Source organism: Streptomyces otsuchiensis (genome assembly GCF_004305975.1).
In the GTDB taxonomy this organism is placed as follows: domain Bacteria; phylum Actinomycetota; class Actinomycetes; order Streptomycetales; family Streptomycetaceae; genus Streptomyces; species Streptomyces otsuchiensis.
On record NZ_BHZI01000165.1, the window covers coordinates 1 to 13,718 of the forward strand.

The 13,718-nt window shown below is 72.8% G+C and carries 12 protein-coding genes; 3 read left to right on the plus strand and 9 right to left on the minus strand.

Annotated elements, in window-relative coordinates; all coding sequences use genetic code 11:
* Nucleotides 1-83: 83 nt before the first annotated feature.
* Nucleotides 84-743 carry a response regulator transcription factor gene (locus E0D90_RS16580; RefSeq protein WP_130799069.1) on the minus strand — a complete coding sequence of 220 codons (660 nt, stop codon included), beginning with the start codon at nt 741-743 and terminating at the stop codon, nt 84-86.
* 350 nt (nt 744-1,093) lie between these two features.
* On the opposite strand from E0D90_RS16580, the gene E0D90_RS16585 reads away from it, so the two are divergent.
* On the plus strand, nt 1,094-2,353 hold the full coding sequence (locus E0D90_RS16585) for a nucleotide sugar dehydrogenase (protein WP_130799070.1): 1,260 nt from the start codon (nt 1,094-1,096) through the stop codon (nt 2,351-2,353).
* A gap of 121 nt (nt 2,354-2,474) precedes the next feature.
* On the opposite strand, the gene E0D90_RS16590 is transcribed toward E0D90_RS16585, so the two are convergent.
* From E0D90_RS16590 to E0D90_RS16605, 4 genes are all read right to left on the minus strand, one after another.
* Nucleotides 2,475-3,590 carry a GuaB3 family IMP dehydrogenase-related protein gene (locus E0D90_RS16590; RefSeq protein ID WP_103500680.1) on the minus strand — a complete coding sequence of 372 codons (1,116 nt, stop codon included), beginning with the start codon at nt 3,588-3,590 and terminating at the stop codon, nt 2,475-2,477.
* A 186-nt stretch (nt 3,591-3,776) separates the two neighbouring features.
* The gene (guaB, locus tag E0D90_RS16595; RefSeq protein ID WP_103500681.1) at nt 3,777-5,282 is read right to left on the minus strand and encodes an IMP dehydrogenase; all 1,506 of its coding nucleotides are present in this window, start codon (nt 5,280-5,282) and stop codon (nt 3,777-3,779) included.
* A gap of 236 nt (nt 5,283-5,518) precedes the next feature.
* A complete protein-coding gene (shbA, locus tag E0D90_RS16600; protein WP_103500684.1) occupies nt 5,519-6,097 on the minus strand; it encodes an RNA polymerase sigma factor ShbA in 579 nt (192 codons plus the stop codon).
* A gap of 267 nt (nt 6,098-6,364) precedes the next feature.
* The gene (locus E0D90_RS16605) at nt 6,365-6,976 is read right to left on the minus strand and encodes a response regulator transcription factor (protein ID WP_019431595.1); all 612 of its coding nucleotides are present in this window, start codon (nt 6,974-6,976) and stop codon (nt 6,365-6,367) included.
* A 464-nt stretch (nt 6,977-7,440) separates the two neighbouring features.
* Between E0D90_RS16605 and E0D90_RS16610 the strand changes: the two genes are divergently transcribed.
* Complete coding sequence (locus tag E0D90_RS16610; protein ID WP_103500682.1) at nt 7,441-7,755, plus strand: WhiB family transcriptional regulator; 315 nt, start codon at nt 7,441-7,443, stop codon at nt 7,753-7,755.
* 248 nt (nt 7,756-8,003) lie between these two features.
* On the opposite strand, the gene E0D90_RS16615 is transcribed toward E0D90_RS16610, so the two are convergent.
* Nucleotides 8,004-8,951: a LysR family transcriptional regulator gene (locus E0D90_RS16615; RefSeq protein WP_130799071.1), complete on the minus strand. Its 948-nt coding sequence runs from the start codon at nt 8,949-8,951 to the stop codon at nt 8,004-8,006.
* A gap of 125 nt (nt 8,952-9,076) precedes the next feature.
* On the opposite strand from E0D90_RS16615, the gene E0D90_RS16620 reads away from it, so the two are divergent.
* Nucleotides 9,077-9,880: an SDR family NAD(P)-dependent oxidoreductase gene (locus tag E0D90_RS16620; protein WP_103500434.1), complete on the plus strand. Its 804-nt coding sequence runs from the start codon at nt 9,077-9,079 to the stop codon at nt 9,878-9,880.
* A gap of 185 nt (nt 9,881-10,065) precedes the next feature.
* On the opposite strand, the gene groL is transcribed toward E0D90_RS16620, so the two are convergent.
* The 3 genes from groL to E0D90_RS16635 form a co-directional block, all read right to left on the minus strand.
* Nucleotides 10,066-11,682 carry a chaperonin GroEL gene (groL, locus tag E0D90_RS16625; RefSeq protein ID WP_103500940.1) on the minus strand — a complete coding sequence of 539 codons (1,617 nt, stop codon included), beginning with the start codon at nt 11,680-11,682 and terminating at the stop codon, nt 10,066-10,068.
* 112 nt (nt 11,683-11,794) lie between these two features.
* Nucleotides 11,795-12,103 (minus strand): co-chaperone GroES, encoded by a 309-nt coding sequence (gene groES / locus E0D90_RS16630; RefSeq protein WP_103500939.1) that lies wholly within the window; start codon nt 12,101-12,103, stop codon nt 11,795-11,797.
* A gap of 253 nt (nt 12,104-12,356) precedes the next feature.
* Nucleotides 12,357-13,508, minus strand: a complete 1,152-nt coding sequence (locus E0D90_RS16635; protein ID WP_227870265.1) for a polysaccharide deacetylase family protein — start codon at nt 13,506-13,508, stop codon at nt 12,357-12,359.
* Nucleotides 13,509-13,718: the final 210 nt, after the last annotated feature.

Genomic DNA, 13,718 nt, shown 5'->3' on the forward strand with positions numbered 1-13,718 from the left:
ACGCGCTGCCCGGCCCCACTCCTCCCGAGGAGCGGTGAGAGCGCGGCGAGGGCCGCGACGGACTCACCGGCGGGCGGACGGGGTCACAGCTCCTCCAGCGCCACCAGACCGTCCTGGAGGGCGCGGGCGACCAGCAGCGCCTTGGTGTGGGCGGGGCGGCCGGCGTTGGCGTACTTGATGCGGACCCGGTCCAGGTAGGTGGCGACGGTGTGCACCGAGAGTCCGAGGCTCTGCGCGACCATCCGCTTGGACTCGCACTGGAACCACTCCAGCAGCACGTCCACCTCGCGCGGCGCGAGCACCGGGCGTCCGGCGCGGGTGTCACTGCCGAATGCCCCGGCGAGCGCGGGGGGTGTGTACGGCAGGCTCTGCGCGGCGGCGCGGGTGGCGGCGACCAGGTGCCGGGCGCCCTCGGCCTTGGTGAGGTAGGTGAAGGCGCCGAGGTCCAGCGAGGTCAGCGCGACGTCGGTGGCGTCGAGCATGGTGTAGACGATCACCGCGCGGCCGTCCTCGGCGAGCTGCCGGAGGCCGTCGTAGGAGGGGCCGGTCGCGGAGAGCTGGAGGTCGAGTACGACGACATCAGCCTCCCGGCCGGGGCCGTCCTGGGCGACGGCGAGGTCCGAGCCGGAGGCGAGTACCCGCACGGGCGGGTCGGCGGCGCCGTACCAGGAGGCCAGCCCGGCGAGGACCGCCGGATGATCGTCGATGAGGGCGACCGTGGGGGCGTCGTCCAGGTCGGTCATGTACAGGACTCCCTGAGGCTCCGCCGTCCCGGGATGCGGGCCGGGACGGTACCGGGCGCCCGGGCGGGTGCCCTGGTCGGAGAACGGTAACAGGGGCGGGCCGGGCCGGTGGCGAACGTCCGTCCGGGCCGGAAGGGGTCGCGACGGCCGACCGCGTCACGCCGGTCACGTCGCGTCGCCCGCGCCACTCCGCCCGCGCCACTCCGCCCGCGTCACACCGCCGGATGCCCCGAACCGGGGACCCTTCGAACGCGCGAGGGACTCAATGCGCCGAATCTGTCATATATCCGCTTAAACTGACACTCAGTTACTCACGCTTGTGGCACTCGATCGGGGAAGGGGCTCCCCACATGCCCGCAGATCTCGCCATTCTCGGCCTGGGGCATCTCGGACTGCCCGCCGCCCAGGCCGCCACCGCCCAGGCCATCGCGACCGTCGGATTCACCACCGACCCGGCCGCCGCCGCCGCGCTCCGCGCCGGCCGACCACCGGTCGAAGGCTCGCTCTCCGCCGCCGACGTCCGCCGGATGCTGGCCGGCGGCTTCACCGCGACCAGCGACCCGACCGTCCTCAGCCGCGTCCGCACCGCCCTGATCTGCGCGCCCGCGCCGCTCGGACCGGACCGGGTGCTCGACCTTGGGAGCGTGCGCGAGGCCGCGCACGCCCTCGCGCCGCGCCTGCGCCCCAACACCCTGGTCGTGCTGGAGTCGCCGGTCTACCCCGGCACCACCGAGGAGTTGCTCCGGCCGATCCTGGAGGAGGGCTCCCGACTGCGCGCCGGACGCGACTTCCACCTCGCCTACTCCCCCTCCCGGGTCGACCCCGGCCAGCGCGACCCCGCCGGCACCGCCCCCCGCGTCATCGGCGGGCTCACCCCCGCCTGCACCGAGGCGGCCGTCGCCTTCTACGGCCGCCTGGCCGAGAAGGCGGTACGCGCCCGGGGCCCCAAGGAGGCCGAGACCGTCAAGGTCCTGGAGACCAACTTCCGCCACGTCAACACCGCACTGGTCAACGAGATGGCGGTGCTCTGCCACGACCTCGGCGTCGACCTGTGGGACGTGCTGCGCTGCGCGGAGACCAACCCGGCCGGGTTCCAGGCGTTCCGGCCCGGCCCCGGCGTGGGCGGCCACAGCGTCCCCGTCGATCCCGGCTGCCTGCCCGGCGCCCGCCGCACCCCGGGTCATCCGCCGCGCATGGTGGAGCTGGCCCAGGAGGTCAACGAGCGGATGCCGCGCTACGTGACCCAGCGCGTCGCGACCCTGCTCAACGAGCACGGCAAGTCGCTGCGCGGAGCCCGCGTCCTGCTGCTCGGCGTCACCTACCAGCCCGACGTCGCCGACGAGGAAGGGGCGCCCGCCCGCGAGATCGCCGCGCGACTGCGCGACCTCGGGGCGCAACTCTCCTTCCACGACCCGCACATCGCGCAGTGGCGGATCGCCGACCAGCCGGTCCCCCGCTCCGACGCGCTCTACGAGGCCGCCGCCGACGCCGACCTCACGCTGCTGCTGCAGCACCACTCGGTCTACGACCTCCAGGGGCTGGCCGCCAAGGCGCAGCTCCTCCTGGACACCCGCGGCGCCACCCCGACCGGCGCCTGCCACCGCCTCTGACCCCACGCGCGACGCACGGGCGGCCCCGGCCCCGGCACCGGCACGCGACAGGGCCGCCACGGGCACGATGCCCGGGCGGCCCTGTCATGGCCTGTCGGCCCTGTCACGGTGGAGCGAACGGTCAGCGGGACTCCGCGACCGTCACCTCGACACGCTGGAACTCCTTGAGCTCGCTGTAGCCGGTGGTTGCCATCGCGCGGCGCAGGGCGCCGAAGAAGTTCATGGACCCGTCGGGGAAGTGCGAGGGGCCGGCGAGGACCTCCTCGGTGGTGCCGACGGTCCCCAGGTGGACCTTCTTGCCGCGCGGAACGTCCTCGTGCACCGCCTCCATGCCCCAGTGGTGGCCACGGCCGGGAGCGTCGGTGGCGCGCGCCAGCGGGGAGCCCATCATCACCGCGTCGGCGCCGCAGGCGACGGCCTTCGGCAGGTCGCCGGACCAGCCGACGCCGCCGTCCGCGATGACGTGGACGTACCGGCCGCCCGACTCGTCGAGGTAGTCGCGGCGCGCGGCGGCGACATCGGCGACGGCGGTGGCCATCGGGACCTGGATGCCCAGCACGTTGCGGGTGGTGTGCGCCGCACCGCCGCCGAAGCCGACCAGCACGCCGGCCGCACCGGTGCGCATCAGGTGGAGCGCCGCGGTGTAGGTGGCGCAGCCGCCGACGATGACGGGAACGTCCAGCTCGTAGATGAACTGCTTGAGGTTGAGCGGCTCGGCCGCGCCCGAGACGTGCTCGGCGGAGACGGTGGTGCCGCGGATCACGAAGATGTCGACGCCCGCGTCCACCACGGCCTTGGAGAACTGCGCCGTGCGCTGCGGGGACAGGGCGGCCGCGGTCACGACACCGGCGTCCCGGACCTCCTTGAGACGGCGCCCGATCAGCTCCTCCTGGATCGGCGCGCTGTAGATCTCCTGGAGCCGGCGGTTGGCGGACTCCTCGTCCAGCTCGGTGATCTCCGCGAGCAGCGGCTCCGGGTCCTCGTAGCGGGTCCACAGACCTTCGAGGTTGAGCACTCCCAGCCCGCCGAGCTCGCCGATGCGGATCGCGGTGGCCGGGGAGACCACCGAGTCCATCGGAGCGGCCAGGAAGGGGAGTTCGAAGCGGTAGGCGTCGATCTGCCAGGCGATCGAGACCTCCTTCGGGTCACGGGTGCGGCGGCTGGGCACCACGGCGATGTCGTCGAAGGCGTATGCCCGACGGCCTCGCTTGCCACGCCCGATCTCGATCTCAGTCACGTATCTGAACCTTCCGTACGGTCTGGGGGCACCCCAGTATCCCCGACGCTCCCGGCGTGAGCCGGTCCCGGGCGGCGCGGCGCGGGCCCGGCCAGCGGTTGCCGGACGGGCCCGGTTCGTCAGGGTGCCGTGGTGCGTGCGTGTGCCGGTGGCGCGACGCGCTCCCGCCGGGTGGGCGGGCCGTGGTCAGCGACCGGAGTAGTTGGGCGCCTCGGTCGTCATCTGGATGTCGTGCGGGTGGCTCTCCTTGAGCCCCGCCGCGGTGATCCGGACGAACCGGCCGTCGCGCTTGATGTCCGGCACGGTGCGGCCACCGAGGTAGAACATCGACTGGTGCAGGCCGCCGACCAGCTGGTGGACCACCGACGACAGCGGGCCGCGGTAGGGGACCTGGCCCTCGATGCCCTCGGGGATCAGCTTCTCGTCGTCGCTGACGGCCTGCTGGAAGTAGCGGTCCTTGGAGTAGGAGCGCGACTCGCCGCGCGACTGCATCGCGCCGAGCGAGCCCATGCCCCGGTAGGACTTGAACTGCTTGCCGTTGATGAACCGCAGTTCGCCGGGCGACTCCTCGCAGCCGGCCAGCAGGCTGCCGAGCATCACGGTGTCGGCGCCGGCGACCAGCGCCTTGGCGATGTCACCGCTGTACTGGAGCCCGCCGTCGCCGATCACCGGCACCCCGGCCGGGCCGGCGGCCTGGGCCGCCTCGTAGATGGCGGTGATCTGCGGGACGCCGACGCCCGCTACCACGCGCGTGGTACAGATCGAGCCCGGACCGACACCGACCTTGATGCCGTCGGCACCGGCGTCGACCAGCGCCTGCGCGGCGTCGCGGGTCGCGACGTTGCCGCCGACGACGTCCACCCCGGTGTGGTTGGCCTTGATCTTGGCGATCATGTCCGGCACCAGCTTGGAGTGGCCCTGGGCGATGTCCACGACGACGAAGTCGACCCCGGCCTCGATCAGCGCCTGCGCCCGGTCGTAGGAGTCACCGGCGACACCGACGGCGGCACCGACGATCAGCCGGCCGTCCGCGTCCTTGGCGGCGTTCGGGTACTTCTCGGCCTTCACGAAGTCCTTGACCGTGATGAGGCCCTTGAGCATCCCGGCGCCGTCGACCAGCGGCAGCTTCTCGATCTTGTGGCGGCGCAGCAGCTCCATGGCGTCCTGGCCGGAGATACCGACCTTGCCGGTCACCAGCGGCATCGGCGTCATGACCTCGCGGACCTGCCGGGTGCGGTCCAGCTCGAAGGCCATGTCCCGGTTGGTGACGATGCCCAGCAGCTTGCCGGCGGCGTCGGTGACGGGGACACCGCTGATCCGGAACCGGCCGCAGAGGTCGTCGGCCTCCTGGAGGCTGGCGTCCGGACGGATGGTGATCGGGTCGGTCACCATGCCCGACTCCGAGCGCTTGACCCGGTCGACCTGCGCGGCCTGCTCCTCGATGGAGAGGTTGCGGTGCAGCACGCCGACGCCGCCCTGACGGGCCATGGCGATCGCCATCCGCGCCTCGGTGACCTTGTCCATCGCGGCGGAGAGCAGCGGGATGTTGACCTTGACGTTGCGGGAGACGCGTGAGGAGGTACTGATCTCCTCCGGTGTCATGTCGGCCGGGCCGGGGACCAGCAGCACATCGTCGTAGGTCAGCCCCAGCGTGGCGAACTTCCCCGGTACTCCGTCGACGTAATCCGTCATGACACCCTTCCAGCCCTCTTGCTCTGCCCAGGGCACCATGGTAGTGCCTGGCTCGTCCCCGTCTGCCCGGCGTCGGCCCGCAGCGGCCCGCCGCCCTTCCGGCCGACGGTACGCGCGAGTGGCCCTTCGGAGCGAACGGCGAACGCCGCCGGACCGGGAATCGGTCGGCGGCGTTCGGCGGACGGCCGGCGGCGGTCGGAGATCGACGCAGGCCGGCCGGACGTGACAGGAAGCGGTCAGCCGTGGTCGGCGAGGGCGCGCAGGCGGTTGAGCGCGCGGTGCTGAGCGACCCGCACGGCCCCTGGGGACATGCCCAGTTGCTGCCCGGTCTCCTCAGCGGTCAGGCCGACGGCGACCCGCAGCAGCACCAGGCGGCGCAGGTTGTCGGGGAGGTTGTCCAGGAGCTTCGCCGCCCACTCGGCGTCGCTGCTGAGCAGCGCCCGCTCCTCCGGACCGAGCGAGTCGTCGGGACGCTCGGGGATCTCGTCGGAGGGCAGCACGGTCGATCCGGGATGGCGCATCGCCGCCCGCTGAAGGTCGACGATCTTGTGCCGGGCGATGCCGACGACGAACGCGTCGAACGGCCGCCCGGTGTCCCGGTAGTGGGGAAGAGCACACAGAACGGCGAGGCAGACCTCCTGTGCGAGGTCGTCCACGAAGTGCCGGGCGTCGCCGGGAAGTCTGCTGAGCCGCGCGCGGCAGTAGCGCCGCGCCAGCGGGTGGACATGCGCGAGGAGGTCGTGGGTGGCCCGGGGATCGCCCTCCACCGCACGATGCACGAGGGCGCCGATCGCCGAGGACTCGTTTTCGCGCATCCCTCCATGGTGCACTGCCGCCGCCGCGGACGACGCACCGCGGGGTGAGTTGTGCACCGACTCGTTACCGGCGTCGGCCGTCGCGGCCCCCCCGGCCGCTCGGTCCGCGCGGTCGGTCACCGGCGCGGTCAACGTGTCCGCGGGTGCCGAACCGGGCCGCGGCGTCGTCTCGTCCCCTGGGAGCGTCATGTCTCCAGCATGCGTCACGTGCGGAGTTTTCAGCGGTGCCGTCGCCCGCGCCCCGCCGTGCGGAGCGCGCCGGGCGGCTCAGCGGACGAGGCCCCAGCGGAATCCGAGCGCCACCGCGTGGGCCCGGTCCGAGGCGCCGAGCTTCTTGAACAGGCGGCGGGCGTGGGTCTTGACGGTGTCCTCCGAGAGGAACAGCTCGCGGCCGATCTCGGCGTTGGAGCGGCCGTGGCTCATGCCTTCGAGCACCTGGATCTCGCGGGCGGTCAGCGTGGGGGCGGCGCCCATGTCGGAGGAACGCAGCCGCCGCGGGGCGAGCCGCCAGGTCGGGTCGGCCAGCGCCTGGGTGACGGTGGCGCGCAGCTCCGCGCGGGAGGCGTCCTTGTGGAGGTAGCCCCGGGCGCCGGCGGCGACGGCGAGCGCGACACCGTCGAGGTCCTCGGCCACGGTGAGCATGATGATCCGGGCGCCGGGGTCGGCGGAGAGCAGCCGGCGAACGGTCTCGACACCGCCGAGGCCGGGCATCCGGACGTCCATCAGGATCAGGTCGGAGCGGTCGGCGCCCCAGCGGCGCAGGACCTCCTCCCCGTTGGCCGCGGTGGTCACCCGCTCGACGCCGGGAACGGTCGCGACCGCCCGGCGCAGTGCCTCACGGGCGAGCGGCGAGTCGTCACAGACGAGGACGGACGTCATGAGCGGCCTCCGAAGCTGATGCGCATCCCTGGTACCTCCAGGCTGAGTTAAGTCGTCACCGTGCGGCCGACGGTCTCGGACACCCGCCCGAGTGGTGGACTCCGTCATCCGCCTCGCCTTATCAACGACGGTCACCCGAAAGAGTTACGGCTTCCCCGCTTGCCCTTCCGCTGCCCTTCCCGGCGCGACCGGCCGATTCCCCCACGGGGATACCGCCCACCACGGCTCCCATCAACCCGCCAGGCAACACCCTACGTGACCGGATCGTGACCCGCCGAGCGGCCGTTCACCAACACGCCGGTGCGGCCGTTTTAACCCATTTAGATCTTCTTGACCCAGAGGTGGGTACATAAAGCTATATTCGGCTGGTAGTCATATTTACATCCACTTGCCCGAGTGGATACGTGATCGACCGCTTACGCCCTGACACAGCAGCAGAACGCACGTACCTCGAGGGGAACCCCATGGCAGATTTCTCCCGCCTTCCGGGCCCGAACGCCGACCTCTGGGACTGGCAGCTCCTGGCTGCCTGCCGCGGGGTGGACAGCTCGCTCTTCTTCCACCCGGAGGGAGAGCGCGGCGCGGCGAGGAGCGCCCGCGAGGCGTCCGCGAAGGAAGTGTGCATGCGCTGCCCGGTCCGAGCCGAGTGCGCGGCCCACGCGCTGACCGTCCGCGAGCCCTACGGGGTCTGGGGCGGCCTGACCGAGGACGAACGAGAGGAGCTGCTCGGCCGCGCCCGACGGGGCCTCGCGACCGGTGCCGCCCTGAACGCCGGCTGACCCAACACCCCCTCCACCGGCACCCCCGTACCGCCCGCGGCGGCACGGGGGCGTCGGCGCGTCACCCGGGCGCCCGGCGGTGAGACCACCGCCGCCCGCCACGCCCGCCGTGGCGTTGGGCCGAACGGCCCAACGCCACGACCGCCGCGAACAGGTACACGCCAGGGCCTGACCGTCACTCCCGGTGACGAACGGCGGTCGCCGGCTCGTCCCGCCCGGCGGCTCGCGCTCCCGGCCCGCGCCGGGGCTCACTCTCCCGTCGGCGTCCCCGGTCCCGCTGTGTCGGCACCTCCGGACGGCGGAGCGCCGCCGTCCTCGGCGAGGGCCCGCAGCAGCGCCGCGACCGCGGGGACGCGGACCAGGCCGGGCAGGGTGAGGGCCACGATCTCCCGGCGGGTCGGCGGCGTCACCGGAACCACACGGGTGCCGTCGTGCCGCACCGACTCCAGGGCCAGTTCCGGAAGGACCGCGACGCCGAGCCCGGCGCCCACCAGCCCGACGACCGCCGGATAGTCGTCGGTCGCGAAGTCCACACGCGGCGCGAACCCCTCGGCCGCGCACACCCGCTCCAGCTGCTCCCGGCAGCGAGGGCAGCCGGCGATCCAGGGGTCGTCCGCCAGCTCCCGCAGCGCCACCTCCTCCGCGTCCGCGTGGGGGTGGCCGGCCGGCAGCAGCCCCACCAGCCGGTCGGCCCGCACCGGCCGGACCTCCAGGCCCGGCCAGGCCTCCTCGTCCCCGGCGGCCGGGTAGTGAAAGGCCAGCGCGATGTCGCACGCGCCGGCACGCAGCAGCTCGACCGAGCGCGGCGGCTCCGCCTCGGTCAGCGAGACCCGGACCCCGGGATGGCGGTCGCGGAGCGCGGCCAGCGCGGCGGGGACCAGACGGGAGCTGCCGCTGGGGAAGGACGCCAGCCGCACCTGCCCCGCGCGCAGCCCCGCGATGGCGGCGACCTCCGCCTCGGCGGCGCCGAGCGCGGCGAGCACGCCGTCGGCGTGCCGGGCCAGCACGCGCCCCGCCTCGGTGGTGCGCACACTGCGGCCGTCCCGCGCCAGCAGCGGGGTACCGGCCGCCTGCTCCAGGGCGCGGATCTGCTGACTGACGGCGGGCTGGGTGATGCCCAGCTCGCGGGCGGCGGCGGAGAGCGAGCCGGTGGCCGCTACCGCGCGCAGCACCCGGAGGTGGCGGGCTTCGAACATGCGCCAAGCATAGGAGCGCGCCGGGCGGCGCGCCGCGCGCGGCGGGGGCGCCAACGCCCGGCCGGGGCAAGGGCGGTGCCGGGGCGCGGGGCGTGGCAGTCGCCGGATGGGTCTACCGTCGTGCCATGACAACTGCATTGATCACGGGTGCCACCGCGGGCATCGGAGCCGCCTTCGCCCGGCGGCTCGCCCGGGACGGGCACAACCTCGTGCTGGTCGCGCGCGACACCGATCGACTGGACCGGCAGGCCGCCGAGCTGCACGACCGCCACGGCGTGGAGGCGGCGGTCCTGACCGCGGACCTCGCCGAGGACGCGGGCATCGAGGCGGTGGAGAAGCGGCTGGGTGACACCCGGCACCCCGTCGATCTGCTGGTGAACAACGCCGGCTTCGCGCTCAAGGGGTCCTACCTCGATGTGCCCGTCGAGGAGGAACTGCGCATGCTCCGGGTGCACTGCGAGGCGGTGCTGCGGCTGACCTCGGCCGGGACGGCCCCGATGCGGGCACGCGGCCGGGGTGGTGTGGTCAACGTGGCCTCGGTGGCGGCGTTCGTACCGCGCGGCACCTACGGCGCCTCCAAGGCGTGGGTGGTGCAGTTCACCCAGGGGGCGGCGCGCGACCTCACCGGTTCCGGGGTGCGGCTGATGGCGCTGTGCCCGGGGTTCGTCCGCACCGAGTTCCACGAGCGGGCCGGGCTCGGGACCTCCAGCATCCCGGGGTGGATGTGGCTGGACGCGGACCGCGTGGTGGACGCCGGGCTGCGCGACCTGGCGCGCGGCCGGACGCTGTCGGTGCCCGACCCCCGGTACAAGGTGCTGCTGGGCGCCTCCAAGCTCGTGCCGCGCGGGGCGCTGGGCAGCGTCTCCTCGCGGGCGGGGCGCAAGTACGGCCCGCAGCGCGGCGTCTCCGGCGGCGACGGCCAACCGTGACGGCGGGCCGGCGCGCGGAGTCCGGCGCGGGCGCCGGGTGGGCGCGCTGAGCGGTCACGACCAGCGCGGGGCGCGTCCGGGCACACGCGCGCCCCCGGACCGGGATCGGTCCGGGGGCGCGTGGTGGTGCGGGTGACGGGGGCGGCGTGGCTCCCGCCGTCCGGCTGACGCCGGGTCCGGTCGGCTCAGTGCGAGTGACCGTGACCGCCGGTCTCCGGCTCCTCTTCCTTCTTCTCCACCACGAGGGTCTCGGTGGTGAGCAGCAGGGAGGCGATGGAGGCGGCGTTCTCCAGGGCGGAGCGGGTGACCTTGACCGGGTCGATGACGCCGGCCTTCACCAGGTCGCCGTACTCGCCGGTGGCGGCGTTGAAGCCCTGGCTCTTGTCGAGCTCGGAGACCTTGGAGGTGATGACGTAGCCCTCCAGGCCGGCGTTCTCGGCGATCCAGCGCAGCGGCTCGACCACGGCGCGGCGGACCACGGCGACACCGGTGGCCTCGTCGCCGGAGAGGCCCAGCGAGCCCTCCAGCACCTTGGCGGAGTGCACCAGGGCGGAGCCACCGCCGGAGACGATGCCCTCCTCGACCGCGGCGCGGGTGGCGGAGATGGCGTCCTCGAGGCGGTGCTTCTTCTCCTTCAGCTCCACCTCGGTGGCGGCGCCGACGCGGATCACGCAGACACCGCCGGCCAGCTTCGCCAGGCGCTCCTGCAGCTTCTCGCGGTCCCAGTCCGAGTCGGTGGACTCGATCTCGGCCTTGATCTGCGCGACGCGGCCCGCGACGTCCTCGGACTTGCCGGCGCCGTCGACGATGGTGGTGTCGTCCTTGGTGACGGTCACGCGGCGGGCGGTGCCCAGCACGTCCAGACCGGCCTGGTCGAGCTTGAGGCCGACCTCCTCGGAGATCACGGTGGCGCCGGTCAGGGTCGCCATGTCGGCGAGCATCGCCTTGCGGCGGTCACCGAAGCCGGGGGCCTTGACCGCGACCGCGTTGAAGGTGCCGCGGATCTTGTTGACGACGAGAGTGGAGAGCGCCTCGCCCTCGACGTCCTCGGCGATGATCAGCAGGGGCTTGGAGCCGCCGGCCTGCATGACCTTCTCCAGCAGCGGGAGCAGGTCCTGGATGGAGCCGATCTTGCCCTGGTGGATCAGGATGTAGGGGTCGTCGAGGACGGCCTCCATGCGCTCCTGGTCGGACACCATGTAGGGCGAGAGGTAGCCCTTGTCGAAGGCCATGCCCTCGGTGAAGTCGAGCTCCAGGCCGAAGGTCTGCGACTCCTCGACGGTGATGACACCGTCCTTGCCGACCTTGTCCATGGCCTCGGCGATGAGGTCGCCGACCTGGGGGTCCTGGGCGGACAGCGCGGCGACGGCGGCGATGTCCTCCTTGGAGTCGATCGGCCGCGCGGCGGCGAGAAGGTCTTCGGTGACGGCCTTGACGGCGGCGTCGATGCCCTTCTTCAGAGCGGCGGGGGAGGCACCGGCGGCGACGTTGCGCAGGCCCTCGCGGACGAGCGCCTGGGCCAGCACGGTCGCGGTGGTGGTGCCGTCACCCGCGATGTCGTTGGTCTTGGTCGCGACTTCCTTGACCAGCTGGGCGCCGAGGTTCTCGTAGGAGTCCTCGACCTCGACCTCACGGGCGATGGTCACGCCGTCGTTGGTGATGGTCGGGGCGCCGAACTTCTTGTCGATGACGACGTTGCGGCCGCGGGGGCCGATCGTCACCTTGACCGCGTCGGCGAGCTGGTTGACACCGCGCTCGAGGGCGCGACGGGCGTCCTCGTCGAACTTCAGGATCTTCGCCATGGCTTACGTGTCCCTATTCCTTAAAACGTCTGACCGTCCGCGAAAAGGCGCCGCGCCCCGATCCCGGCAGCGTGTGCGGGGAGCCGGGGCGCGGGCCACACAGCGTGGAGCCTTACTTCTCGATGATGGCGAGCACGTCGCGCGCCGAGAGGACGAGGAACTCCTCGCCGTTGTACTTCACCTCGGTGCCGCCGTACTTGCTGTACAGCACGATGTCGCCGACCTTGACGTCGAGCGGCAGACGGTTACCGTCCTCGAAGCGGCCCGGGCCGACGGCCAGGACCGTCCCCTCCTGGGGCTTCTCCTTGGCGGTGTCCGGAATGACCAGGCCCGAGGCCGTGGTCTGCTCGGCGTCGAGCGTCTGGACCACAATGCGGTCCTCAAGCGGCTTGATGGCAACCTTGGAGCTGGCGGTCGTCACGATCCGACCTCCCCCTTCGGAGATCTCACGGGGTCAATGTCTCTGGAAGACGCGACCTGCCGATCCGTCGTCGCGGGTGCCGGATCTGCTGTCGCGCAATGCTGGCACTCACTGAGCGAGAGTGCCAGCGTCGAGACTATGCCCCGGTTAGCACTCAGTCAACCAGAGTGCCAGGCGACGTCGGCCCGGCCGCCGGGCGAGGAACGGACCGGCGGCCGGAAACGGCTCTGACCTGCGGTGTCGGGACGGCCCGTCAGACGTAGTCCTCAAGCCTCGCGATGGCGAACCCCTGTTCGGTGGCTGTCTTCACCACCAGCCGGACCATGTCCGGCATCGACCCGGCCCACTGACCCTTGCCCCGGAAGTGGGTGAGGATGATGTCGCCCGGGTACAGCTTGCCGTCACCCCGGCCCCACTCCATCCGGTCCGCGAACGCCTCGGCCGTCCACAGCGGGACCACGTCCACGTCGCACTCGGCCGCCGCCTTGAGGGTGTCGCGGTTGTAGGCCCCGTACGGCGGACGGAACATCGTCGGCCGCTCCCCGATCTCCTTCTCCAGCACGTCCTGCTGGGTGCAGATCTCCTTGCGCTGCTCGGCGAGCGAGAGCCGCGGCATCTCCTTGTGGTTGACCGAGTGGTTCTGGATGCGCGCCCCCTCCTCCCGCATGGTGCGGAAGTAGCCGTAGTCGTCGCGCGAGACGTAGTCGGTCAGGAAACTGCTGTAGGGGATGTCGAGTTCCCGCATCATCCGCAGGAGTTCGGGGTCCTTCTCCGCCCCGTCGTCGATGGTGAGGAAGACGACCTTGTCCTTGGTCGGCACCTGGGTGATGACCGGCGGCAGCCCCTTGCCGGAGATGTGCCCGGGCTCGGTCTTCAGCTTCGGCTTCTCGCGGGGCGGCGCCGGGGCGCGCAGCGGCGGCTTGCCCACCTTCCAGGTCTTCACCGCCTTGACCCGTGTCCGCTCGGCCAGTTCGACCCGCTCGGCGTAGGCGGAGACCAGCCCGGCCACCGTGCGCGCCTGGGGCGCGCCGAGCGCCAGCGTGCCGCTGGCCGAGAAGGGCCAGCCGAGCAGGGCGGGCGCCTGCGGTCCGGCGGCGCCCTCCTCGGCGCTCTCGTCGGCGCTCTCGTCGGCCGCCGGCGCGAGCACGGGGGCGGCCACCGGAGGGGCCACGCCGGGCAGTTCGGGCAGCGACCCGGCGTCGACGGGCGCCGCCGCGTCGGCCAAGCCCTGCGGGGCGGCCGCGGGGAGCATTGCGGCTCCCGCACCGGCCCCGGCCGGCGGACCGCCGGCCGGGGCGAGCGCGGGCGCGAGGGCCGGTGGCACGGGCGGTGCGACGGCCGGCTCCGAGGCGCCCCGCGGCTCGACGACCCCGACCACGATCCCGGCGAGGGTGAGCAGGGCCATCCCGCCGAGCAGAAAACGACGATGAGGGCGGCCGGTGGAAGCGCGCCCCGTGACGTCCCGGGGCGCCGGGGGCGACATGGCGTTTTCCGGTACTACTTGTCGCATTTTCATGACTTCGGATCGTGGCATTGGTGGACGGTGGTCCCGGGCAGGCGTTCCCGAGCGAACGGGGACAATGACCCGTGTGGCCCCTTCGCACTCCCCCACCCC